The organism is Tepidimonas taiwanensis (genome assembly GCF_020162115.1).
GTDB classification, from domain to species: Bacteria; Pseudomonadota; Gammaproteobacteria; order Burkholderiales; family Burkholderiaceae_C; genus Tepidimonas; species Tepidimonas taiwanensis.
Window position 1 is genome coordinate 997463 of the sequence record NZ_CP083911.1, and the last position, 23242, is coordinate 1020704.

Annotated in this window: 21 protein-coding genes; 9 read left to right on the plus strand and 12 right to left on the minus strand. The window is 66.6% G+C overall.

Annotated features, from left to right (window positions below):
- Positions 1-36: 36 nt before the first annotated feature.
- From LCC91_RS04595 to LCC91_RS04615, 5 genes are all read right to left on the minus strand, one after another.
- The gene (locus LCC91_RS04595) at positions 37-873 is read right to left on the minus strand and encodes an urease accessory protein UreD (protein ID WP_143898156.1); all 837 of its coding nucleotides are present in this window, start codon (positions 871-873) and stop codon (positions 37-39) included.
- Complete coding sequence (locus LCC91_RS04600) at positions 870-1637, minus strand: ABC transporter permease (protein ID WP_058615610.1); 768 nt, start codon at positions 1635-1637, stop codon at positions 870-872. The genes LCC91_RS04595 and LCC91_RS04600 overlap by 4 nt, the downstream gene beginning before the upstream one ends.
- Before the next feature lie 5 nt (positions 1638-1642).
- A complete protein-coding gene (locus LCC91_RS04605; protein ID WP_058615609.1) occupies positions 1643-2476 on the minus strand; it encodes an ABC transporter ATP-binding protein in 834 nt (277 codons plus the stop codon).
- A gap of 4 nt (positions 2477-2480) precedes the next feature.
- Positions 2481-3509 carry an ABC transporter substrate-binding protein gene (locus LCC91_RS04610; protein ID WP_143898159.1) on the minus strand — a complete coding sequence of 343 codons (1029 nt, stop codon included), beginning with the start codon at positions 3507-3509 and terminating at the stop codon, positions 2481-2483.
- A gap of 203 nt (positions 3510-3712) precedes the next feature.
- Positions 3713-4651: a LysR family transcriptional regulator gene (locus LCC91_RS04615; protein WP_143898161.1), complete on the minus strand. Its 939-nt coding sequence runs from the start codon at positions 4649-4651 to the stop codon at positions 3713-3715.
- Between the two features lie 71 nt (positions 4652-4722).
- Between LCC91_RS04615 and xdhA the strand changes: the two genes are divergently transcribed.
- Positions 4723-6306 carry a xanthine dehydrogenase small subunit gene (xdhA, locus tag LCC91_RS04620; RefSeq protein WP_143898163.1) on the plus strand — a complete coding sequence of 528 codons (1584 nt, stop codon included), beginning with the start codon at positions 4723-4725 and terminating at the stop codon, positions 6304-6306.
- Entirely contained in the window at positions 6303-8690 is a 2388-nt protein-coding gene (xdhB, locus tag LCC91_RS04625) for a xanthine dehydrogenase molybdopterin binding subunit (RefSeq protein WP_143898165.1), read from the plus strand. The genes xdhA and xdhB overlap by 4 nt, the downstream gene beginning before the upstream one ends.
- A gap of 90 nt (positions 8691-8780) precedes the next feature.
- Here the strand turns inward: xdhB and LCC91_RS04630 are convergent, their stop codons facing one another.
- Complete coding sequence (locus LCC91_RS04630; RefSeq protein WP_143898167.1) at positions 8781-9995, minus strand: urate hydroxylase PuuD; 1215 nt, start codon at positions 9993-9995, stop codon at positions 8781-8783.
- 460 nt (positions 9996-10455) lie between these two features.
- Between LCC91_RS04630 and LCC91_RS04635 the strand changes: the two genes are divergently transcribed.
- Positions 10456-11148, plus strand: coding sequence for a hypothetical protein (locus tag LCC91_RS04635; RefSeq protein ID WP_185974906.1), 693 nt, complete (start codon positions 10456-10458; stop codon positions 11146-11148).
- 12 nt (positions 11149-11160) lie between these two features.
- Here the strand turns inward: LCC91_RS04635 and LCC91_RS04640 are convergent, their stop codons facing one another.
- Positions 11161-12135, minus strand: a complete 975-nt coding sequence (locus LCC91_RS04640) for an IS110 family transposase (protein WP_224441024.1) — start codon at positions 12133-12135, stop codon at positions 11161-11163.
- A 236-nt stretch (positions 12136-12371) separates the two neighbouring features.
- On the opposite strand from LCC91_RS04640, the gene LCC91_RS04645 reads away from it, so the two are divergent.
- Positions 12372-12575 carry a hypothetical protein gene (locus LCC91_RS04645; protein ID WP_224441025.1) on the plus strand — a complete coding sequence of 68 codons (204 nt, stop codon included), beginning with the start codon at positions 12372-12374 and terminating at the stop codon, positions 12573-12575.
- Positions 12576-12596: 21 nt separating this feature from the next.
- Here the strand turns inward: LCC91_RS04645 and LCC91_RS04650 are convergent, their stop codons facing one another.
- A complete protein-coding gene (locus LCC91_RS04650; RefSeq protein ID WP_224441026.1) occupies positions 12597-14093 on the minus strand; it encodes an IS5 family transposase in 1497 nt (498 codons plus the stop codon).
- Between the two features lie 271 nt (positions 14094-14364).
- Here LCC91_RS04650 and LCC91_RS04655 point away from each other — a divergent pair, with 271 nt between their 5' ends.
- Both LCC91_RS04655 and LCC91_RS04660 read left to right on the plus strand, forming a co-directional pair.
- Complete coding sequence (locus LCC91_RS04655) at positions 14365-14553, plus strand: hypothetical protein (protein ID WP_143898654.1); 189 nt, start codon at positions 14365-14367, stop codon at positions 14551-14553.
- A 176-nt stretch (positions 14554-14729) separates the two neighbouring features.
- Positions 14730-14900: a hypothetical protein gene (locus tag LCC91_RS04660; RefSeq protein WP_185974949.1), complete on the plus strand. Its 171-nt coding sequence runs from the start codon at positions 14730-14732 to the stop codon at positions 14898-14900.
- On the opposite strand, the gene LCC91_RS04665 is transcribed toward LCC91_RS04660, so the two are convergent.
- Positions 14886-16382 (minus strand): IS5 family transposase, encoded by a 1497-nt coding sequence (locus tag LCC91_RS04665; RefSeq protein ID WP_224440884.1) that lies wholly within the window; start codon positions 16380-16382, stop codon positions 14886-14888. The two genes, LCC91_RS04660 and LCC91_RS04665, sit on opposite strands and share 15 nt — an antisense overlap.
- A 93-nt stretch (positions 16383-16475) precedes the next feature.
- Between LCC91_RS04665 and LCC91_RS04670 the strand changes: the two genes are divergently transcribed.
- Both LCC91_RS04670 and LCC91_RS04675 read left to right on the plus strand, forming a co-directional pair.
- A complete protein-coding gene (locus LCC91_RS04670; protein ID WP_143898237.1) occupies positions 16476-18329 on the plus strand; it encodes a histidine kinase in 1854 nt (617 codons plus the stop codon).
- Positions 18326-19063: a response regulator gene (locus LCC91_RS04675; protein WP_143898239.1), complete on the plus strand. Its 738-nt coding sequence runs from the start codon at positions 18326-18328 to the stop codon at positions 19061-19063. Before LCC91_RS04670 ends, LCC91_RS04675 begins: the two co-directional genes overlap by 4 nt.
- On the opposite strand, the gene LCC91_RS04680 is transcribed toward LCC91_RS04675, so the two are convergent.
- Genes LCC91_RS04680 through LCC91_RS04690 form a run of 3 tightly spaced genes read right to left on the minus strand, consistent with a single transcriptional unit; the run spans position 19044 to position 21617 of the window.
- Positions 19044-19400: a P-II family nitrogen regulator gene (locus LCC91_RS04680; RefSeq protein WP_052231752.1), complete on the minus strand. Its 357-nt coding sequence runs from the start codon at positions 19398-19400 to the stop codon at positions 19044-19046. The genes LCC91_RS04675 and LCC91_RS04680 overlap by 20 nt on opposite strands.
- Complete coding sequence (locus LCC91_RS04685) at positions 19397-20347, minus strand: sodium-dependent bicarbonate transport family permease (protein WP_224441027.1); 951 nt, start codon at positions 20345-20347, stop codon at positions 19397-19399. The genes LCC91_RS04680 and LCC91_RS04685 overlap by 4 nt, the downstream gene beginning before the upstream one ends.
- Before the next feature lie 4 nt (positions 20348-20351).
- Positions 20352-21617, minus strand: a complete 1266-nt coding sequence (locus tag LCC91_RS04690) for an MFS transporter (RefSeq protein ID WP_143898241.1) — start codon at positions 21615-21617, stop codon at positions 20352-20354.
- 248 nt (positions 21618-21865) lie between these two features.
- Here LCC91_RS04690 and LCC91_RS04695 point away from each other — a divergent pair, with 248 nt between their 5' ends.
- The gene (locus tag LCC91_RS04695; protein ID WP_143898243.1) at positions 21866-23236 is read left to right on the plus strand and encodes an MFS transporter; all 1371 of its coding nucleotides are present in this window, start codon (positions 21866-21868) and stop codon (positions 23234-23236) included.
- Positions 23237-23242: the final 6 nt, after the last annotated feature.

Here is a 23242-nt window from a genome sequence, read left to right on the forward strand (position 1 = left end):
CTCGCGGGGCTTCGAGCGACATGCCCGCGATGGTGCTCAAACCCGCCAACTGCGCAGCGGCGGGGCGGTCATTCCCCACGCGAGCTGGCGCAGCCGTGCCCACGTGGACTCCAGGCTGCGAAAAATCGGTTCCGTCAGCGGAGCGAGCGCGCGCACCACGATCAGGCGGGCATCGGGGCTGGTGGCGGCGGCCCGTATCTCGGCGTTCCAAGGCAACCCCTCCCGGATCGCCGCCAGCCAGGACTCGCGGGTGGCGGTCGGTAGCGGGGAACCACTGGCGTAGACCAGCGTGCCGAGGCACGCACATCCGCCCCACCCCAGCGGAGACGTCAGCAGCCGTTGGTCGCTGCCGTCCAGACACCCCTGATCCAGCCAGACACCGGGCCACGCTATCGTCTGCTCGAACCGCCCCGCGGTGTAGCTGAGGCCCGAGGCGGGCAGCCCGAGGCTCAGCACGTCCCACGTGATCAGCGAGGCGCTCTCATGCAGCGTCCAGCACAGCCGATTGGCCCCACGTACCCCGGGGTAGACGATGGTTTCTTGCGGCAGCCACTCGAGCCGCGCGTGGGCACCGACGTGCAATTGCGTGGTCTGGCGACTGTCGCCATGTTCGCAACGGTAGAACCGGGTCGCCCCGGGCGTCGTGATCACCGCATGGGTATCGGGGCCGGCGTCGACGGCGATATCCAGCCGATCGCCCTGCACGATACCGCCCGGGGGGTGGACGATCACGGTGTGGCACACCGCATCGCCCTCGGGGTACAGCGTCTTGAAGACACGCAGCGGCCCCTCATGGCGGAAACGCAGGCGTGTGGCGGCGGCATCGCGCCAGAAATCGAGCCGCAGCCGGGCCGTCCAGGAAGGCGCGTTCATGCCGCCTGGCTGCCGCGGTGCGCCCAGCCCGTCATGCGCCGCTCGATCCAGCTGAACAGCTCGTACATCGCCATCGCCATGATGCCCACCACCAGCAGGCCGGCAAACGCCAACCCCATCTGCATCGACGAGCCGGCCGAGATCAGCAGGTAGCCGATGCCCTCGTTGGCGGCGGTCATTTCCGACACCGTGGTGCCGACGAACGCCAGCGTGATGGCGACCTTGAGCGAACCGAAAAAGTACGGCAGCGACCGCGGCAGCCCCACCTTGGTCAGCACGTCCCAGCGCCTGGCGCCGAGCACGCGCAGCACGTCCTCCAACTCTGGCTCCAGCGTCGCGAGCCCGGTGGCGATGTTGACCATGATCGGGAAGAAGCTGATGAGGAAGGCCGTGAGGATCGCCGGTCCCACCCCGATGCCGAACCACACCACCAGGATCGGCACGAACGCCGCTTTCGGCAGCGCGTTGAACGCCGTCATCAGCGGGTAGAGTGCGGCGTAGGCGATGCGCGACGACCCCATCAGGAAACCGAGCAGCACGCCCACCACGATGGCAATGCCAAAGCCCGCCATCGTCACCCAGAAGGTGCGCCACGCGTGCCCGAGGATCGTGGTGTGGTGCTCCACCGTCTGCTCCCAAATCCGGGACGGAGACGGAAAGATGAACTCCGACACGGCAAAGCCGCGCGTGATGCCTTCCCACAGCACGACGAGCGCGACGAGCAGGATGAGAGGCGAGAGGCGTTCGAGGGTTTTGCGGGACATGGGGCTCACTGGTGCAGGGGGGCGCCCGGCTTGCGCAGCGCGCCGATGTGGCCGCGCAGCTCGTGCACGATGTCGGTGAACTCGGGGGTATAGGTGACCTCCAGGTCGCGCGTGCGCGGGATGGGGATGTCGCGCCGCACCACGAAGCGCCCGGGGCTCTTGCTCATGCAGTAGACGGTGTCGGCCAGAAAGACGGATTCGCGCAGGTCGTGCGTGACCAGGATGACGTTGAAGCGCTGCGCCTCCCACAGATCGCGCAGCGTGCACCACAGCTCCTCGCGCGTGAAGGCGTCCAGCGCGCCGAAGGGCTCGTCGAGCAGCAGCATCTTGGGTTCGTGGATGAGCGCGCGGCAGATACTGGCGCGCTGCTGCATCCCACCAGAGAGTTCCCAGGGGTACTTGTGCTCATAGCCGGCCAGGCCGACGGACGCCAGCAACCGCCGGGCGCGTTCCTCAAACTCACGCCGCCGGTCCTTGAACTGGCTGCGATACGGCTCCACGATTTCCAGCGGCAGCAGCACGTTGTCGAGCGTCGTGCGCCACGGCAGCAGCGACGGCGCCTGAAACGCCATGCCGGAGATCTTCAGCGGCCCGTCCACGGGCTGCCCGTCGACGCGGATCGTGCCCCGCGACGGGCGCTTGAGCCCCGTGGTCAGCTTCATGAAGGTCGATTTGCCACAGCCCGACGGGCCGACGATGGCGATGAACTCGCCGCGCCGCACCGTCAGGTGGATGTCCTCGACGGCGTAGATGCCCTGCGCCAGCAGCGTCGGGTTGTACGCCAGCCACACGCCGTCGAAGACGACGAAGGGCTCGTCCGTTGCCGGGGAGGTCGTCATCGGTTCACCGCTTCGGCAGCACGTTCAGGGCCGCGGCGTCCGGCAGGAACGACCCGTCCCAGACCTTGCTGACGTCCACGCGCGTCTTGGTCTGGTAGGCGTCCGAAATCTGACTCGCCATCAGCGACAGGCGCCCCGGGTTGACGCGGCCGAACCCTTCGGCCCGTGCGTCGGGGCTGGCGACGACGGAGTCGATGGCCAGCCGCAGGCGGCGCAGCTCCAGGTCGGTGTTGATGATCCCGTCACGCGCCTTGACGGCCTGGATGCCGTTGGCCGGGTCCGCCATCACCTCGCCCGCCCCCTTGGCGAAGGTGGCGAGGAACGCGCGCACCGCACTCGGGTTTTCCCGTAGGAGTTTGGGGCTCGCGATGATCGCGTTGCCGTACAGCTTGACGCCATACTGCGCGTAGGGCATCACGACGATGTCCTCGGTCTTGACGCCGCGCGCCTCGAGGTTGAGCAGCGACGTGAACGAAAAGCCGGTGATCGCGTCGACGTCGCCGCGCACCAGCATGGTCTCGCGCAGCGGGGGATCCATCGACGTCCACGTCACGGGCCCGACCCCGTTGGCCTTCTCGAAAATCGGCCACGCTTTGCGGCCCGCGTCGAACACCGGCGCGCCGAGCTTCTTGCCGCTCAGGTCCTTGGGCGTGCGGATTCCGGATTTTTTCAGCGCGAGCACCGCCGCCGGGGTGTTGTTGTAGACCATCATGATGGCCACCGGCTTGTTCGGCGCGTCCGGGTTGTTGGCGTGGAACTCCATCAGCGCGGCCATGTCCGCCAACCCCATGTCATAGGTACCGGACGCCACGCGCGTGACCGTACCAGCCGAGCCGCTGCCGGCGTCGATCGTCACGTTCAGACCCGCGTCGCGGAAATACCCCTTGCTGGCCGGGTGCAGGAACAGCGCCGACGGCCCTTCGAAGCGCCAGTCGAGCTGGAACTTGATCGGCACCGCCTGCGCGAATGCCGTCGGCGCGGCGATGGCGACGGGGAGGGCGGCGAGCGTACGCAGCAGTTGACGTTTGTTCATGGCGAGGTCTCCGGCAAAGGGGCGACGCCCCGGACGCATCCAGGCCAGCAAGTTCGGTGCCAGACGCATGACGCATTTTGCACACAGGCTTGTGTACAAGCCCCCGGGAAAACCCGTCCCCGTCGTGGTGCGCGCGCTGCCCGCACAGGGTCACCATGCACCACCACGGGGATGCCGGGTGGGGTGTGGCGGCTCAGCGCGGGTCAAGCGGCGGCGGGCTGCCACAAGCGTGCCGCCACGTCGCGGATCAGGGCGCGCAGCCATTGACCGCTGCGCGAGCCGTGCGCGCGCTCGTGCCACAGCTGGTAGTACTGCAAGCGCGGCAGTGGCACGGGCGGCGGCAATACCACCAGCGGCAGCTGGGCCGTGAACGCCTCGCAGTAGCGTCGCCCCGTCGTCAGCACCAGCAAGGTCTGGCTGACCATCGCTGGAATCATGCCGAATGAGGGGCAGCGCACCACGATGTTGCGCTGCCACCCCTGCTGGTTCAGGTAATCGTCGATCGCGCCACGCAGCCCTGGGCCGAACGGTGTCGGCGCGACATGCTCCGCCTGCAGCCACTCCTGCAGCGTCCAGCCACGCCGCACGGCAGGGTGGTGGCGCGCGACGAGACACACCACCTCGTCCGACAGCAGTCGCCCCTGGTGCAGGTCACCGGGCGGGCTGGGCCAGTTGCCGATCACGACGTCGACCTCCCCCTCGGCGAGCCAGCGCCGGTAGTCGGCACCGGGGTGCAGCGGCTGGATCGTCAGCTGCACGAGCGGTGCCTCCGCCTTGAGTCGCGCCACCACCTGCGGCAGAAAGCGCGGGTCCAGGTAGTCGCTCGCCGCGATGGTGAACGCGTGCCGTGCGTGGGCGGGATCGAACGGCTGCGTTTGCTGGACCATCGCCTGGGCGTGCGCCAGGATCGCGCTCGCCGGCCCGATCATGCGCAGCGCGTTGGCGGTGGGAACCATTCGCCCCCCCGCCCGTACCAGCAGCGGATCGCCGGTGATGGCGCGCAAGCGGCGCAGTGCTGCACTCACCGCGGGCTGGTGCATCCCGAGGCGCAACGCCGCACGCGAGACGCTGCCCTCCGTGAGCACTGCGTGCAAGACACGGACCAGGTGCAGGTCGAGGTCGAGCCATGCAGCAGTTTCCATCTCTGTTGCATTATGACCCATATAACGAATCCGTTATGGTGGGAAGAGGGTACGCGCGTAACCTTGCTGGTATGCACGACACGTCCCTTGAACCGCCGCCGTCGGCCCCTCCGCCGCTGCCCCTCGTGCACCGGGGGCGGGTGACGATGCTGCACGGTATTGCGCCCGACCGCACGCTGCTGTCCGTCCTGCGCGAGGAGCTCGGCCTCACCGCGGTCAAGGAAGGCTGCGCCAGCGGCGACTGTGGGGCCTGCACCGTGGCCGTGGCCGACGTGACGACGGACGGGGCGCTGCGCTGGCGTGCCCTCAACAGCTGCCTGCGCCTGGCGCACAGTGTGGCGGGCTGCGCGGTGTGGACGAGCGCCGATCTCGTGCACGACCCGCTGATCGCCAAGACAACAGACTTGCACCCGGTGCAGGAGGCCATGCGCGCGTGCCACGCGTCCCAGTGCGGTTTTTGCACCCCGGGTTTCGTCATGAGCCTGTTTGTGGCCTACCAGCGCCGTGCGGGCGAGGGGCTCGGACACGAGGAGGCGGTGCGGGTGCTGTCCGGCAACCTGTGCCGGTGCACGGGGTACCGGCCGATCCTGGACGCCGCGCGGGCCATGGACGACTACCCGCGGGCGGCCATGGACGAGGCTCGCTTGCGGGACCTGGTGGCACAGGCCGACGCGGCGCGGGGGGATGCGCCGCAGGGGTCGACCTACCTTGCACCCCGCACGCTCGCCGACGCGCTGACGGCACGCGCGCGCTGGCCACAGGCCATGGTGGTGGCCGGCGGCACGGACGCGGCACTCGCACTGACCAAGCGCCAGGCCCGCTGGGATCGGGTGCTGGACGTTTCGCGCTGCGATGCGTTGACGGCCGTGAGCGTCGGCAGCGATGACACTGGGCCGTACCTGCGCATCGGTGCCGCGGTGACGCTGGAGCAGGCGTGGTCTGTTCTCGCCGAGCGTTGGCCGCGGTTGGGGCCGTTTGCCGATCGGTTCGCGGGCGAGCCGATCCGACATGGCGGCACCCTGGGCGGCAATGTCGTCAACGGCTCGCCAATCGGCGACAGCATGCCGGTGCTGATCGCGCTGGGCGCGCGGGTTGTCCTGCAGCGGCTCGACGCCGACGCCGGTCTCCAGACGCGCACGGTGCTGATCGAGGATTTTTACCTCGGCTACCGGCGCACCGCACTGCGCGGGGACGAACTGTTGACGGCGGTAGACGTGCCCCTGAGGGAGCCGCTGCCGGAGGTGGCTGCATACAAGATCGCCAAGCGCCACGAAGACGACATCTCCACCGTGAGTCTGGCCGCCGCGTGGCGGCTTGATCCCGATGGCGCGGTGCAACACGTGCGCATCGGCGTCGGCGGTGTGGCCGCGACCCCCGTGCGCGCGACGGCCGCCGAAGCGCAGCTCCTGCACCGCCCGTGGGGGCGTGACGCCCTGCAGCGGGCGGCTGCCGCCTTGCAAGCCAGCGTGCAGCCGCTGGACGACGGGCGTGCCAGCGCTGGCTATCGGCGCGCGATGCTGGGCGCGTTGCTGATGCGGCTGGCGCAGACGACCGAGCCCGGTGTGCCCGGTGTAATTGCGTCGACTGCCGTCGGAGGGCTCGAATCCGTCGCTCCCATCGCCGTCGACGTCGAACTGCAGGGGGAGCCGTCATGAACGTCGCCGATGCCGCGCTGCCAGGCTCGCCGGTAGCGTGCGGGGGGTGTGGCGTGCCCGTGGCGCACGAAAGCGCCGCTGGCCACGTGTGTGGCACTGCGCCTTACCTGGACGACATCCCGGTGCCCCGAGGCACTTTGCACGCGGCCCCGGTGTGTGCGGGCGTCGCGCACGGTCGGCTGCGAGGCGTCGATGGGGAGGCCGCGCTGGCGCTGCCCGGGGTGCGGGCGGTGGTCACGGCGCGGGATGTGGTCGGGGAGGGCTTTTTCCCTACGCCCGCGCGCGACGAACCCGTTTTCCCCACGGAAGAGATCGCTTACGAAGGGCAGGTCGTGGCGCTGGTCGTCGCCGACGACGAGCGCACGGCCCGTGCCGCGGCGCGCGCCGTGCGGCTCGAGATCGAGCCGTTGCCGGCGGTGTTGGACGTCCATGTGGCGCACGCCCAGCAGCACTACGTGCTGCCGCCGGTGCACGTGTGCCGGGGTGATCCGGACGCGGCCCTCGCGCGTGCGCCGCACCGGCTGCAGGGGCGGTTTTCCGCCGGGGGGCAGGAGCACTACTATTTGGAGACACAGGCGGCCCTGGCCATACCGGTGGAGGGGCACCAGTGGCATATCTGCTCCAGCACCCAGCACCCGGGCGAAGTGCAACACTGGGTGGCCCACGCGCTGGGCGTGGCAGCGCACGACGTGCGGGTCGAGTGCCGCCGCATGGGCGGCGGGTTTGGCGGCAAGGAGACGCAAGCCGGGCAGGTGGCGGTGTGGGCCGCGGTGGCGGCCCAGCGGGTGGGCGCGCCCGTCAAGCTGCGGCTGGACCGTGACGAGGACTTCCGCATCACCGGCAAGCGCCACCCGTTCCACTACGCCTACGACGTTGGCTTCGACGACGATGGCGTCGTGCAGGCGCTGGCGCTGACGATGTGGGTCGACTGCGGGTTCAGTGCGGACCTCTCCGGCCCTGTGGCCGACCGGGCGGTCTTCCACGCCGACAACGCGTACTTCATCCCGCACGTGGCGCTGCACAGTTACCGCTGCCGCACGCACAAGACGAGTTTCACGGCGTTTCGCGGCTTTGGCGGTCCGCAGGGAATGTTGGCGATCGAAACCGTGCTGGGCGACGTGGCGCGGTGCTTGGGGCTCGACCCGCTGCAGGTGCGCCTGCGCAACCTCTATCGCGATGCACCGGCTGTGCCATGGACCGCGCCGCTGCCGCCACACCACCACCCGGTGCCCCCGCGCTGTGACACCACCCCCTACGGCATGCGGGTGGAGGACAACATCCTGGAGCCGTTGCTGCAGACGCTGGCGCAGCGCTGCCGCTACGCCGAGCGACGCGCGGCCATCGCCGCGTGGAACGCGCAGCAGCCTGTCGTCCAGCGCGGGCTGGCACTCACGCCCGTCAAGTTTGGCATCAGCTTCACCGCCACACACTTCAACCAGGCCGGGGCCCTGGTGCACGTTTACACCGACGGCAGCGTCCTCGTGAATCACGGCGGGACCGAGATGGGGCAGGGCCTGCACACCAAAGTGGCGCAAATCGTCGCCGAGACCCTCGGGGTGCCGCTCACGCGCGTGCGCGTCAGCGCCAGCGACACGGCGCGCGTGCCCAATGCGAGCGCCACCGCCGCCTCCAGTGGGACCGACCTCAACGGCCGCGCCGCCGAGCGCGCCGCGCAACGCATCCGCGAGCGGCTCGCGCGCTTCGTGGCGGAGCAGGATGGCTGCGCCCCGGAGGATGTACGGTTTGCGCATGGCGTTGTCGTATCGCCGGTGGCGCAGCGGACGTTTGACGACGTGGTGCGGCTCGCCTACGCCGCGCGGGTGCAGTTGTGGAGCGACGGGTTCTACCGCACCCCAAAAATCCACTACGACCGCGCGACGCTGACCGGGCGGCCGTTTTATTACTTCGCGTATGGGGCGGCGTGTACTGAGGTCGCCATCGACACCACCACCGGCGAGCTGCGCGTCCTCGCCGTCGACGTGCTGCACGACGTCGGGCGCAGCATCAACCCGGCCATCGACATCGGACAGATCGAAGGCGGTTTCGTCCAGGGCATGGGGTGGCTGACCACCGAGGAACTCGTCTGGCGCGAGGACGGCTCCCTCTGGACCACCGGTGCCAGCACCTACAAGATCCCTACGGCCGGTGACATACCGGCCCACTGGTGCATCGAGCTGTGGCCCGAACCGAACCGCGAAGACAACGTCTACGGCAGCAAGGCCGTGGGTGAACCGCCCTTTATGCTGGCCTTGAGCGTCTGGGAAGCCATCCGCGACGCCGTGGCCAGTGCCCGCCGTCGCGCGGCGCTACCGGTCGACCGCCCGCTGCCACTGGACGCCCCCGCGACCCCGGAGCGCATCTGGCGCGCGTGCAACCAACCGTGACGGGGTCGGCGACGGCGTGGGAGCCGGTTACGCAAGGGGGTGTCGCCCGGGTTGCCGTGACGCACGCAAGCCCGTGGCGGGGATAGGACATCACGGCGGCAGCGGCGCACCTGCCCGGTACCACGCGGCCAGCACGGCGCGCTCCTCCTCCGTCAGGCCCGTGACGTTGTTCAGCGGCATCTGGCGCAGCACGACCACCTGTTGATACACCGCTTGCGCGTGCTGGCGCAGGGCCTCCGGGGAGTCCAGCCGCACATTGCGTGACGCAAGCGCCTCGCCGTGGCAGGCGACGCAGCGCTGCTGCACGATCGCCAGCACCTGCTGCGGTTGCGGGGCCGACAGCGGAGCGGACGCCGCCGGAGCGATGGCGGCACCGTCCGGCCGCAGCGCCACGATGACCGCGACGATCAACCCGACGCCCACCGCGGCCCACGGCCACGGGTGGGGGTGTTTGCCCAGCCGGTGGGCGTGCCGCAGCACGAAAAACTGCCGGATCGCCGCGCCCGCCGCCATCAGCACCAGCAACACCGCCCAGTTCCACGCGTGCTGCGTCAAGAAGCCGTAGTGGTTGCTGATCATCGCGATCACCACCGGCAGCGTGAAATAGGTGTTGTGGACACTGCGCTGCTTGCCCCGCTGGCCGTGCACCGGATTCGGGGTCTCGCCGCGGCGCAGCGCGGCGACCACCTTGCGCTGGCCGGGGATGATCCACACGAGCACGTTGGCACTCATCGCCGTGGCGAGCATCGCGCCGACGAGCACAAAGGCGGCTCTTCCAGTGAACAGCTGACACGCCAGCCACGTGGCGAACGCGACCAGGATGGCCACGCCGATGCCGACGCGCCGATCCCCGCCCGGCCCCTGGCCCAGCACGCGGCACAACCCATCGTACGCCAGCCAGAATACCAAAAGCCACGCCAGCGCCGCGGCCACCGCCCACCCCGTCGACGGCCAGGCGTAGACGCGCGTATCGATCAGGTAGACATCCGCCTGCCACAGGTAGCTGGCCGCGAACAGCGCAAAGCCGCTGAGCCACGTGGTGTAGCTCTCCCAGTAGAACCAGTGCAGGTGGGGGGGCAGCGCAGGCGGCGCGACTGCGTACTTGACCGGGTGGTAAAAGCCACCCCCGTGCACCGCCCACAGCTCGCCGGTGGCTCCCTCGCGCCGCAGCCGCTCGTCAGCGGGCGGGGTCAGGCTGCTGTCCAGAAAGACGAAATAAAACGAAGAGCCGATCCAGGCGATGGCCGCCACCACGTGCAGCCAGCGCAGCAAGACGTTGAGCCAATCAAGCACGTACGCTTCCACGGCACGCTCCGTCGGCCGCTGCGGGCCGTCAGGACCGACCTTCACCACCGCGGGCGCTGTGAAGGCCACGTGCCGCGACACCCATACCGACGCGCCCGCTGGCGCGCAGGAAGGCTCCGCTGCGGCACAACGATTGTAGTGGAAGGCACGCTATCCAGAAGCGCTACATGCGCTTGGGGCCACTGGCGGCGATGAGCGACAATGCCGCCCCAGGCTGCCGACTGCGCAGGCGCTGGCCTGATCGAGGGTGCCCCGACCGAGCGGAAGAACCGAGATCGGACCCGGCTTCTTACACCACTTGCTAGGACACGACCTGCTACTGCGCTCCCCCGACAGCTTGCCATAACTCCTCAAAAATCGCTAATGGAAGTCTTGTCCAACGAGGTATGAGGCTGAACGGGGTGTTGTGATTCCAACGAGGTGTGAGCCTGAAGGGGGATCTGGGTCGATCATTTCTCTCATGGTGATCGACATGAACGACTCTGCTGTGGGCACCATTGCCCAACTGCGGGCCTTCCTCGAAGGCACGCCCTCCGTTGCCTTTGCGCCGTTGGCCGATGACGATGCGCGTCATGCCCACATCGCCAGCGTGGTGCGCCGCTTTGGCTACGCCCGGCTTGGCAAGTCCGACAAGGGCGTGGTGCTGCGCTATCTGGCCCACACCAGTGGCTACTCCCGTGCTCAACTGAGCCGTCTGGTGGCCCGTGTGCTCGAGGGTGCCCCCTTGGGCAAGCGCTACCGCACCCCGGCCCACGCCTTTGCCCGGCGCTACACCTCGGCCGACGTCGATTTGCTGGTGATGGTCGATCGCGCCCATGGCTGCTTGTCCGGGCCTGCGACCGTGCACCTGCTGCGCCGCGCCTGGCATGTGCACGCCGATGCGCGCTTCGAGCGCCTGGCGCAGTTGTCCTGCTCCCATCTGTACAACCTGCGCAAGACCCGGCAGTACCAAGCTGCCCGGGTGTCTTTCACCAAAACCCGCCCGGTGCTCAATCCCATCGGTGAGCGCCGGGCCCCCAACCCTCGCGGGCAGGTGGGCTTCATCCGCATCGACTCCGTGCATCAGGGCGATCAGGATGGCACCAAGGGGGTCTATCACATCAACGCGGTCGACATCCTCACCCAGTGGGAGGTGGTGGCCTGCTGTGAGTAACCGTCTTTTCTGTCAAGCGCCGAGAGGCGAGTTGTGAAGCGAGTTGTCCCAAGGTTTGTTGGATCTGACCATGGCATTGAGCATGGTCAGCAGCTTGCGCATGCAGGCCACCAGTGCCACCTTGGGCAACTTCCCCGCAGCGATGAGGCGCTCGTAGAAGGCCTTGATGACGGGGTTGGCGCGGCAAGCGGTGAGTGTGGCCATGTAGAGCACGCGGCGCACGTCGAAGCGCCCGCCCTGGATGCGTCGTCGCCCCTTGCTCGCGCCCGAGTCGTTGGCCATGGGGGCGATGCCCACGAGCGCGGCGATTTCGCGCCGATTGAGCCGCCCGAGCTCGGGCAGCTCGGCAATGAGCGTGGCGCTGGCCACCGGGCCGATGCCACGGGCCGACTGCAGCAGCGCATCGAGCTCGCCAAAGTGCTCGCGCACGTGGCCCACCATTTGGCCATCGATCTCGTCGAGCTGGGCCTTGATGACGGCAATGACGGCCTCGATGCTCGGGTGCAGCCCGCGGGGCGTGATCTGCAGGCGCTGGCGTTCGGCCAGCAGCATGGCCAGCAGCTGCCGACGGCGTGTGACCAGCGCGGCGAGCCACTGCTGCTGCGCATCGGGCAGCGGGCGCAGCAAGCGCGTGAGGTCCTCGCGGCGCAGCAGCACCGCCGCGTACTCGGCCAGCACACGCGCATCGATGGCGTCGGTCTTGGCCAGGCGGCCCATCGATTTGGCGAAGTCTCGCGCCTGACGCGGATTGACCACCGCCACCGGCAAGCCGGCCGCCTGCAGCGCGCAGGCCAGTTCCGTTTCATACCCGCCGGTGGCCTCCATCACCACCAGCGCCACCCCCAGCGGCTTCAGGGCCGCCGTCAAGGCCGAGTGGCCCTCGGCCTGGTTGTCAAACCGCTGGGCCTTGAACTGGGCGCCCAGCACACAGACATCGACATGCGCTTTGGCCACGTCGATGCCCACCACCACAGAGGAAGCAGACATGGTCTTCGGATCCCTTGCTTGTGCATGCGCGCTCGGACAGGCCAGCGCGCGTAACCGTTCGGGCTTGAGGAAGACCAGCACGGCGGCCGTGCGCTCTGTACTCACAAACGGGCTCGATCACCCCAGCGCATACCAAACTGCACGGGCCGGTCTGGCTGCCTCGTCGGCAGTCAAACTCTACCGCACTGGTCTGGTATGAAACATACAAGCGCATCAGCGAGGCTTATCTGCTGCCGGTGCTCCAGCAGCTGATCGAGCAGTTTCCCTTCCCCATCAAAGGCTTTCACTCGGACAACGGCGGCGAGTACATCAACAAGACGGTGGCAGCCTTGCTGCACAAGCTCCATGCCGAGCAGACCAAGTCACGTCCACGCAAGAGCAACGACAACGCCCTTGCCGAGAGCAAGAACGGCTCGGTCGTGCGCAAGACCTTTGGCTAGTCGTCCCTGAAAAATTCATTTTCACGCCGCCCTTAGCCGCAGCTGGGCAGGGTTGGCGCCACTGGACTCGGTTGGCCGCCGCTGGGCGAGCCACCGGCCGATGAGGCGCACGGCCGCAATGAGGCGCAAAAAAGCTCGCCTCAAGAAGGGCACGCCCTTCTTCGTGATCATGCGCAGCAGCCAGCGGATGTTGTAGCCCGCCGCGCACAGCACCGCGTGCAGCCGGTCACCCTGCTCGCCCTTGAGGTGGCACCTGTCCATGCGGTGATCCTGCTTCAAGTGCCCGATGACCGGCTCGATGGCCTGGCGGCGCTTGAGCAGCTTGCGCTCCTGCTGCGTGAGGCGCTTGATCTTGCCGCGGTGCACCAGGCGCACATCCGCAATGTCGGCTTCCACCCCGCGGTAGCCCAGATCGGCAAACGCTGTGCTGGGCTTGATGCCAGTGTCCTGCATCAGGATCGTGGCCTGCTCCAGCTGCGCTTGCAGCGTGTGCCCGTCGTAGGGGTTGCCATGGAAGGCCCGGGCTGCGACGATGAGGCTGTGCTTCAGGGTGCTGGCAATGCCGACCTTGACGCCGAACTCGTAAGGGCAGCGGGCCTTGCCCTTGTTGATGCACTCCACCTCCGGCGCGTGCCAGGCGTAGAGCTTTCGAGTCCCGTCGGCGGTCTTTCGGTTGGCAGTCTGCGCCACCAGACGCGCCGCCTTGTTGAGGGTGTGGCCAAGAGCACTCTGGATGGCCTGCCCCAGGCGGCTGGCCTTGCGCTCGATCTCGCGCTGCAGCCTGGCCACGATCGTGCGCTGGCGCTTGATGACCCGGCGCATGCGCGCAAACTGCCGCGCGTGCGCATAGCGTCCTGCCTTGCGGGCCAGCTCCTTGCCTTCCTTGGCAAAGGTCTGCTTCAAGGCGATGCCGGCGGCCTTGGCCGCCTCCACCAGCTTGGTGCGTGCCGTCTCCAGCAGCCGGCTGTCGGTGGGGTGCGCCACCGCCTTGGGTTGTACGGTGGTGTCCACCACCACGCGCTTGAGTTCCTGCGGCTTGATGAGTCCGGTTTCCACCGCCACGTTGATGGTCTGCGCCAAGAGTTCTTCCACGCCTTCTTCGCCCAGCAGCCGGCGAAACTTCACCAGCGTCGTGGCGTCGCACGGCCGGCGATGTTCAAAGTACGCCCGCCCCGAGAAGAACTGCCATGTGGGGGTTTCGCCCCAGCGCTCGACCACCCCTTCGTCCGACTCGTTGAAGGCGTGCTTCAGATACAGCAGCGCGATCATCACGCGCAGCGGCACGCGGGGTCGGCCTGCGTTGGACGCCCGAGCTGCGCGCACCGGAGATTCGCCAAAGAGGTCCAGATCGGGCATGGCCACCCCAGAGCGCGCTTTGCGCATGAACAGGTGCGACAGCCTTGCTTCCAACTCCTGCCACGGCATGCGTGAGGACAACACCGCCAGCGGATGGCGCAGGTCGATCATCTGATCGAGCCGGGCGCGGAAGAAGTCCTCGGTGGCGGGGCAGGCAAACATCGCAAAACTCCCAGAAAACGGCGCATCAGACCATCAAATCTGGGGGAAATTGTACTCGCAAACAGACAATAACACAAGAAAAATCATGCTGTTATGAATATTTCAGGGGCGACTTGGCTACGCCCACATCCCGCAGCGCTTTGCCAGCCTGATCAATGACTTCTGCCAGCGGCCTCTGAACCCGTACCTCAACCTGCATCGCCCCTGTCTGTTCGCCAAGGAGATCATCGATGGCAAGGACAAGATCCGCAAAACCTATCCACACGATCAGGTGCAGACCCCACTGGAGAAGCTCGCCAGCCTGCCCGACATCGATCACAGGCTCAAGCCCGGCATCACCCTCGCGCAGCTGCAACAGCAGGCCATGCAGATGTCGGACTTGCAGGCCGCCGAAACACTCAATGCCGCACGCAGCAGCCTCTTTGCGACAATCTCCAAACGATCCAGACCCGCCGCCTGAAAATCACCCCTCACACACCACGCTTCAGGCTCATACCTGAATTGGAAAATACTATGGACAATCTGGGTTAAAAATATGCATGATGTCGCGTGTCACGGCAGTGCGCGTATCGTGCGCAATATGCTGGGCCCGCTTTGAGAACTTGGGGACAGTGCCTGACTGTCCCCGCTGCCGCGATGCGCACCCGTTCCACCATCGCCACCAAGCTGGTTTACGCCGGCCTGTCGTTGCTGCTGGCCGTTGCAGCGTCGATCGGCGTGACGCTGTGGGTGACCTGGCAGCTCGATGGCGGGGCCGCAGCCGTCAATGAGTCGTCCCTGAAAAATTCATTTTCACGCCGCCCTTAGCCGCAGCTGGGCAGGGTTGGCGCCACTGGACTCGGTTGGCCGCCGCTGGGCGAGCCACCGGCCGATGAGGCGCACGGCCGCAATGAGGCGCAAAAAAGCTCGCCTCAAGAAGGGCACGCCCTTCTTCGTGATCATGCGCAGCAGCCAGCGGATGTTGTAGCCCGCCGCGCACAGCACCGCGTGCAGCCGGTCACCCTGCTCGCCCTTGAGGTGGCACCTGTCCATGCGGTGATCCTGCTTCAAGTGCCCGATGACCGGCTCGATGGCCTGGCGGCGCTTGAGCAGCTTGCGCTCCTGCTGCGTGAGGCGCTTGATCTTGCCGCGGTGCACCAGGCGCACATCCGCAATGTCGGCTTCCACCCCGCGGTAGCCCAGATCGGCAAACGCTGTGCTGGGCTTGATGCCAGTGTCCTGCATCAGGATCGTGGCCTGCTCCAGCTGCGCTTGCAGCGTGTGCCCGTCGTAGGGGTTGCCATGGAAGGCCCGGGCTGCGACGATGAGGCTGTGCTTCAGGGTGCTGGCAATGCCGACCTTGACGCCGAACTCGTAAGGGCAGCGGGCCTTGCCCTTGTTGATGCACTCCACCTCCGGCGCGTGCCAGGCGTAGAGCTTTCGAGTCCCGTCGGCGGTCTTTCGGTTGGCAGTCTGCGCCACCAGACGCGCCGCCTTGTTGAGGGTGTGGCCAAGAGCACTCTGGATGGCCTGCCCCAGGCGGCTGGCCTTGCGCTCGATCTCGCGCTGCAGCCTGGCCACGATCGTGCGCTGGCGCTTGATGACCCGGCGCATGCGCGCAAACTGCCGCGCGTGCGCATAGCGTCCTGCCTTGCGGGCCAGCTCCTTGCCTTCCTTGGCAAAGGTCTGCTTCAAGGCGATGCCGGCGGCCTTGGCCGCCTCCACCAGCTTGGTGCGTGCCGTCTCCAGCAGCCGGCTGTCGGTGGGGTGCGCCACCGCCTTGGGTTGTACGGTGGTGTCCACCACCACGCGCTTGAGTTCCTGCGGCTTGATGAGTCCGGTTTCCACCGCCACGTTGATGGTCTGCGCCAAGAGTTCTTCCACGCCTTCTTCGCCCAGCAGCCGGCGAAACTTCACCAGCGTCGTGGCGTCGCACGGCCGGCGATGTTCAAAGTACGCCCGCCCCGAGAAGAACTGCCATGTGGGGGTTTCGCCCCAGCGCTCGACCACCCCTTCGTCCGACTCGTTGAAGGCGTGCTTCAGATACAGCAGCGCGATCATCACGCGCAGCGGCACGCGGGGTCGGCCTGCGTTGGACGCCCGAGCTGCGCGCACCGGAGATTCGCCAAAGAGGTCCAGATCGGGCATCGCGACACCTGCGCGCGCTTTGCGCATGAACAGGTGCGACAGCCTTGCTTCCAACTCCTGCCACGGCATGCGTGAGGACAACACCGCCAGCGGATGGCGCAGGTCGATCATCTGATCGAGCCGGGCGCGGAAGAAGTCCTCGGTGGCGGGGCAGGCAAACATCGCAAAACTCCCAGAAAACGGCGCATCAGACCATCAAATCTGGGGGAAATTGTACTCGCAAACAGACAATAACACAAGAAAAATCATGCTGTTATGAATATTTCAGGGGCGACCAATGAGGCGGGTCGGCTGCGGATGCAGGTTTGGCGGCTTGATGCAGCGCAGGCCCAGCGCATCCCCGCACCCGAACGGGCGGCCTATGTGCGGGAGCTCGCTGCCAGTCTGGAGCGCTTGCGGGCGGGTGATCCGCAGCGGCCGCTGTTTGTACCGTGGACCCCCACGATCGAGGCGCGCTTTACCGCCGTCCAGATGGGCTGGGAGAGCAATCGTTGGCGTTGGGAGCCGATCGAGTCCGTTGCCACGCCGTTGGCGCAGGAAGGGATGGCCAACTTTGTCGCGGCGCAACAATTGGTGCGGGATATCGACGCCCTGGTGCAAGCGATCGAAGATGAGTTGGCTCGCCTGACGCGAGCGCTCAACTTGCTGCAGTTTGTCATGATCGGGCTGGCTGTTTTGGGCGCAGTCATCATGCTCCACACCGGACAGCGCTACGTGATGCAGCCGCTGACACGGCTCGCCCGTGCGATGACCGATCTGCAGCAAGGACGGTTCGCCGCGCGGGTGGTGGCGACGACGGGAGACGAGTTCGGTCAGCTGGCCGCGGGTTTCAACCAGATGGCAGCCACGCTGCAGGAGCTGTACGGTCAGCTCGAGGCGAAGGTAGCCGAAAAAACCCGGGACCTTGAGACCAAGCGCGCCAATCTGCAAACGCTCTATGAGATGAGCGAATTTCTCAGCGACGCCGATTCTTTACCCGTGCTGGCGCCGGGGTTTGTCGAGCGCTTGCGTCACCGGATGGGGGCCGAAGCCGTCGTGCTGCGTTGGGCGCAAGACGCGATGCAAGGCTACGTGCTGCTGGCAGAGCACCAGATGCCGCGTGAAATCGTCGCGGCCGAGCGCGTCCTGCCGTGTGGTGTGTGCGAATGCGGACAAGTCCACATCGAGGGGCGTACGCGCGTCATCCCGATCGAGCCGGTGGACAGCGCCCACCCCGTGCATTGCGCCGACCATGGCTTGCGTGCACTGATCAGCGTGCCCGTGCGGCTGCAGCACCAGATTTTGGGAGAAATCAACCTGTTCTACCGCCAGCCTGTGGTGTTGCACGATGGCGAGCGTGAGTTGTTGGATGCCTTGGCGGGGCAGCTGGCCAACGCGTTGGAGGGTTTGCGAGCCCGCGCGCTGGAGCGCGAAGCCGCGGTGGCGCAGGAGCGGGCCTTTCTGGCGCGCGAGCTGCACGACTCCATCGCACAGTCGCTGGCGTTTCTCAAGATCCAGGTGCAGCTGCTGCAGGGCGCGCTCCACCGTGGCGACATGACGGCGATCCGGGGACACGTCGAGGAGCTGCAGGCGGGGTTGCAGGAGAGCTTGGCCGACGTGCGGGAGCTGCTGGTGCATTTCCGCACCCGCTCGCACGAGGGGGATATCGTGGCCGCACTGCAGGAGACGGCGAGCAAGTTCCAGCACCAGACGGGGATGCCGGTGCAGGTGCAGGTCGACGGTACTGGGGTCGAGCTGCCCGCCGATGTGCAGATTCAGGTGTTGCACGTGGTGCAGGAGGCGTTGTCGAACGTGCGCAAGCACGCGCGCGCTCGGCGTGTGGTAATGAGTGTGCACAAAGGCGAGCCGTGGCGCTTTGTCGTGCGTGACGACGGGGCGGGCTTCGATCCCGCGGCCCTGGCGGGGGAGACCCATGTGGGTCTGCGTATCATGCGTGAGCGTGCGGCTACCATTGGGGCGACGTTGCAAATCGAGGCCGCCCCGCAAGCCGGGACGACCGTCACCCTGATCGTGCCCACCGATGCGGGTAGCCGTGATGTCGGGCCGCGGGAGGCGGCTTCGCAGCCGGCGCGCGTGGCCGTCGCCTTCGCGACCAGTCAATCGTCATGAAAACCATCCGTTTGTTTTTGGTGGACGACCACACGTTGTTTCGCCGCGGGTTGCGCGCGCTGCTGGAGCAGGCTGGACAACTGCGTGTCTGCGGCGAGGCGGGCGATATTGGCGAGGCATTGCGTGCCTTGCGAGACATCGAGGTGGACGTGATTCTGCTGGACAACCACCTGCCCGGGGTGCGGGGGGTGGACGCGATTGCCTCGTTGCGCGAGGTGGCCGGCGCAGTCCGCATCGTGATGCTGACGGTCAGCGAGGATGCCGAGGATCTCGCCGCTGCGCTGCGCGCTGGCGCGGATGGCTATCTGCTCAAGACTGCTGAACTGGACCAGCTCTGTGACGCCGTCGAGCGGGCGATGGAGGGCGACTCGGTCATCAGCCCGCCCATGTTGAACAAGTTGGTGTCATTGATGCGTCAGCCCGCGGAAAACGGGGTGCCGTCGGTCCCCGCCTCCGCGGGCGATATGGCAGAAGCTGCTGGACATCAGCACGTCACGCCGATCCCAGCGCCAGCGCCACCCCCGCCGCCGCCCTCGGCTCTGGACGGACTGTCGGAACGCGAGCGCGAAATCCTAATCCTCATCGCCCGCGGTCAGAGCAACAAAATGATCGCGCGGGCCTTGGACATTGCCGAGACCACCGTCAAGATCCACGTGCAGCACATTCTGCGCAAACTCAATGTGACATCGCGCGTGCAGGCCGCCGTGCTGGCGGTCAATCACGGACTCGGGTGAGAGGGGGACGGTGCGCACTGCTGGCGTCGGGTGGTGTCCATGTCGGCAGCGCGTAGGCGACGATGCCATAGTGCCGACCGTAGCGACCCAATACCGTATCCAACACGCGGCGCGCCGTGGCTTCGTCGCACAGTACCTCGAACCGCACATTGTTCGAAAGCAGCAACCGATCGTCGCGCAGGCCGCGGTTGCCGCGGCCACGGACCTCGCTGACGGTATAACCCTGCGCGCCTGCGTGCAGAATGTCGTCACGCAAGACGGATTCCAGCTCCGCCTCGGCGATCACCACCACGACGAAGCCGTGGTACGGGGAGGGTGTGGGGCTCGGGGCGTTCATGCCATCATCCGGTAGAAGGTTTGGGTCATCGCCAGATACAGCGGGACACCAGCGACCACGTTGAACGGAAACGTCACGCCCAACGACGCGCCCATCGACAGCGCGGGGTTGGCTTCGGGTATCGCAATACGCATCGCCGCGGGTGCGGCGATGTATGACGCGCTCGCGTACAGCACCGCCAGCAAGTGCGTATTGCCAACCGACAGCCCCAGCAGCCAGCCCACGAGCACACCGCCCGCCGCAGAGACGATGGGCATCAGGATACCAAACCCCACCAGAAACAAGCCGACCCGGCGCAGATCCCCGAAGCGGGCAGCGGTGGTCACACCCATGCCGAGCAGAAACAGGGCCAGAAAGCCCTTGAAAAGGCCTTCGAAGAACGGCACCAGGGCCTTTCCCCCCTCGCGTCCCCAGATCCAGCCGATGAGCAAAGCGCCGAGCAGTAGCACGATGGCTTTGCCCGTCAGAACCTCGTGTGCCAGGCGCCGCCAGTTGGCATCGGCTTTCAAGCCCTTGGCCAACAGTACGCCCACGATCAGCGCGGGAAACTCCAAAAACACCAGAAAGACCGACATGAAGCCGTCGTAATCCAGGCCCTGCCGTCCCAGGTAGGAGGCCCCGACCGCAAACGTCACCACCGATACCGAACCGTAGTGCGCCGAAATCGACGCCGCGTCGGCGTGGGGCAAACGCCCCAGCCGCAGCAAGATCTGGTACGCCACCATCGGCGTGACCGCACTGGCCACCACGATGACGGCGGTCGGCAGGATCAACGAGGTGACATCCCGGCTGGCCAGTTCGAACCCACCTTTGAGTCCGATCGCAATCAGCAAATAAATCGTCAGCGTGTCGTACAGGCCGCTGGAGAGTTTCAGATCCGACCCCAGCAGGCCTGCCACCAGGCCCAATACGAAGAAGCCGACGACCGGATCGATGGCGGCAAGCACGGTGTCAGGCCTCCGCGCTGACCGGCTCGCGCTTGAGCACCTCGTGGCGGCGCACTTCGGTCAGGTACATCCAGATCAGTGAGACCCACACCACGCCGTACATCAGCATGAAGGCGCTGGAGCGGATACCGGTGATGTCCAGCAGCGCGCCAAACATGATGGGCAGGATGAAACCACCCAATCCGCCGGCCAGTCCGACGATGCCCGACACGGTACCGATGTTCTTCGGGTATTCGTCGGAGATGTACTTGAAGACGCTGGCCTTGCCAAACGCCCAGGCAATACCGAGCACGAACATCAGGATGGTGAACAGGTACACGTTGAGCCCGATGTGGAAGGTCTGCGGCCCGTTGATGGTCTGGATGGTGAAGTCGGTTTGCGGATAGCTCAGCAGGAACAGGCAGATCCAGCTCACCCACATCACCCACCAGGTGACGTTGTGCGCGCCATATTTGTCGGAGAGCCACCCGCCGATGGCGCGCAGCACGCCGCCCGGGAGCGAGAAGCACGCGGCCAGCAGTGCTGCAACCCGGATGTCCAGCCCGAACTCACCCACGTAGTACTGCACCATCCACAGGCTCAGCGCGACATAGCCGCCGAAGACGATGCTGTAGTACTGGCAGTACTTGAGCACCGTGGGGTCTTTCAATGCCTTGAGCTGGTCCACGAAGCGGGTGTTACTGGGGACGAGATGTGCCGGATCGTGATGGCTGAACAGCCAAAACAGGATCACCGTGCCGAGCATGACCGCGGCGTATACCTGCGGTACCATGGCCCAGCCAAAGGCCACGACGAGCGCCGGCGCGACGAACTTGTTGACCGCGGCGCCTGAGTTACCGGCGCCGAAGATGCCCATCGCCATGCCTTGCTGGTGTTTTGGGAACCAGCGCGCGACGTAGGGCGTGCCCACCGAAAACGACCCGCCCGCGAGACCGACGAACAAGCCGATGACCAAGAAGTGCCAGAACTCGGTGGCGTAGGCCATCAACCAGATCGCTGGAACGGTCACGGCCATCAGGATGGTCAGCACGATGCGGCCGCCGTACTTGTCTGTCCAAATGCCCAGCGGCACCCGGACCAAGGAGCCGGTGAGAACCGGTGTGGCGGTCAGCAGCCCGAACTGCGTGGCGTTGAGGCCCAGCTCCTTTTTGAGCGGGATGCCGATCACGCCAAACATCATCCACACCATGAAGCACACGGTGAAGGCCCATGTGCTAACGATCAGCGTCGACCAGGCGCGCCGATCCGCTTTCGGGGTCGAAGGGGGCATGGCGGTTGTCCTCCTGAACAGGGTTGGTGATGTCGCCACTCTAGGAGCCGTCCGCGGATATGCCAATCGCCCGAAAGATCGCCCCGGATGATGCGATCGGCGGATATGGGGCGCTTCGCCATCGTCCGATTGGATGTGGCGAATCGGCCATCAGGAGGATGCGCCAGTGAGCCTTCCGACGGATGGTCAAACCGGGGAAGACTGGGCACAGTGCGGAACGTCACCGTTGAAAAAACAGGAGAGTTCCTATGCCCACCCCCTCGGTCACTTCGCGTGGCCCTTCGGCACCCGATGGCACCTGGCTCGAACGCTGGGAGCCGGAAAACGACGCGTTCTGGCGCAACGGCGGAGCCAGCCTGGCGTGGCGCACCCTGACCATCACCACCCTGTGTCTGACCATGGCGTTCATGTCGTGGTTTCTGGTGTCGGCATTGGTCGTGCGCTTGCCCCAGATCGGCTTCAAGTTCAGCCCCACGGAGCTGTTCTGGCTGGCGGCGATGCCCGGATTGGCTGGCGGCACGCTTCGTCTCGTCCACATGTTCCTGACGCCCATGGTGGGCACGCGCCACGTGGTCAGTCTCTCGACCCTGTCGCTGTTGTTGCCACTGGTGGGGTGGTTCTACGTCGTACAGGACATCAGTACCCCGTACTGGGTGCTGATGGTGCTGGCCTTCCTGGCCGGGCTGGGCGGTGGCAATTTCTCGTCCTTCATGCCGTCGACGAGCCTGTTCTTCCCCAAGCGGCTGCAGGGCACGGCGCTGGCCATTCAGGCGGGTATCGGCAACTTCGGGGTGTCGATCGTGCAGTTCGTCACGCCGTGGGTGATCAGCTTTCCGCTGCTGGCGGGCGCGACCTGGATGGGGACCAGCCAGACGATGGTCAAGGGGGGCGTGACGAGCCAGGTGTGGCTGCAAAACGCGCCGGCGGTGATGATTCCGCTGGTGGCGGTGTTCGGCATCACCGCGTGGTTGCTGCTGAAGTCGGTGCCGGTCAAGGCCAATTTCGCCGAGCAGTTCGACATCTTCCGCTCGCGCCACACGTGGTCGATGACGTCGCTCTACATCATGACCTTCGGCGCGTTCTCCGGTCTGTCGGCGACGTTTCCGCTGCTCATCAAGCAAATCTACGGTCAATTCCCCGGTGCACCCGACCCGCTCGCCTGGGCGTTCTGGGGGCCGCTGGTGGGGTCGGCATCGCGCGTCGTGGCCGGCCCGCTGTCGGACAAGCTGGGTGGCGCACGGGTGACGCATTGGGCGGGGCTGGGCATGCTGGGTGCTGCGCTGTGGGTGACCACGCTGACGCAGCCGTCGGGCTTGGAGAGCTTCCCGATGTTCGTCGCGGGGATGCTGACGCTGTTCTTCTTCGCTGGGGTCGGCAACGCGTCCACCTTCAAGCAAATGCCGATGCTGTTCCCGCCGCGCCAGGCCGGCGGCGTGATCGGGTTTACCGCGGCGATCGCGGCATACGGTCCCTTCCTTTTCGGGATGCTGTTCGCGTGGTCGTTCGCCCAGTTCAAGGCCGCCACACCGGTGTTCTGGGGGTTGGCCGCGTTCTTCGCCTTCAACGTCGCGCTGAACTGGTGGATGTACGCCCGTCGCGGTGCCGCCAATCCCTGCTGAGCGCCC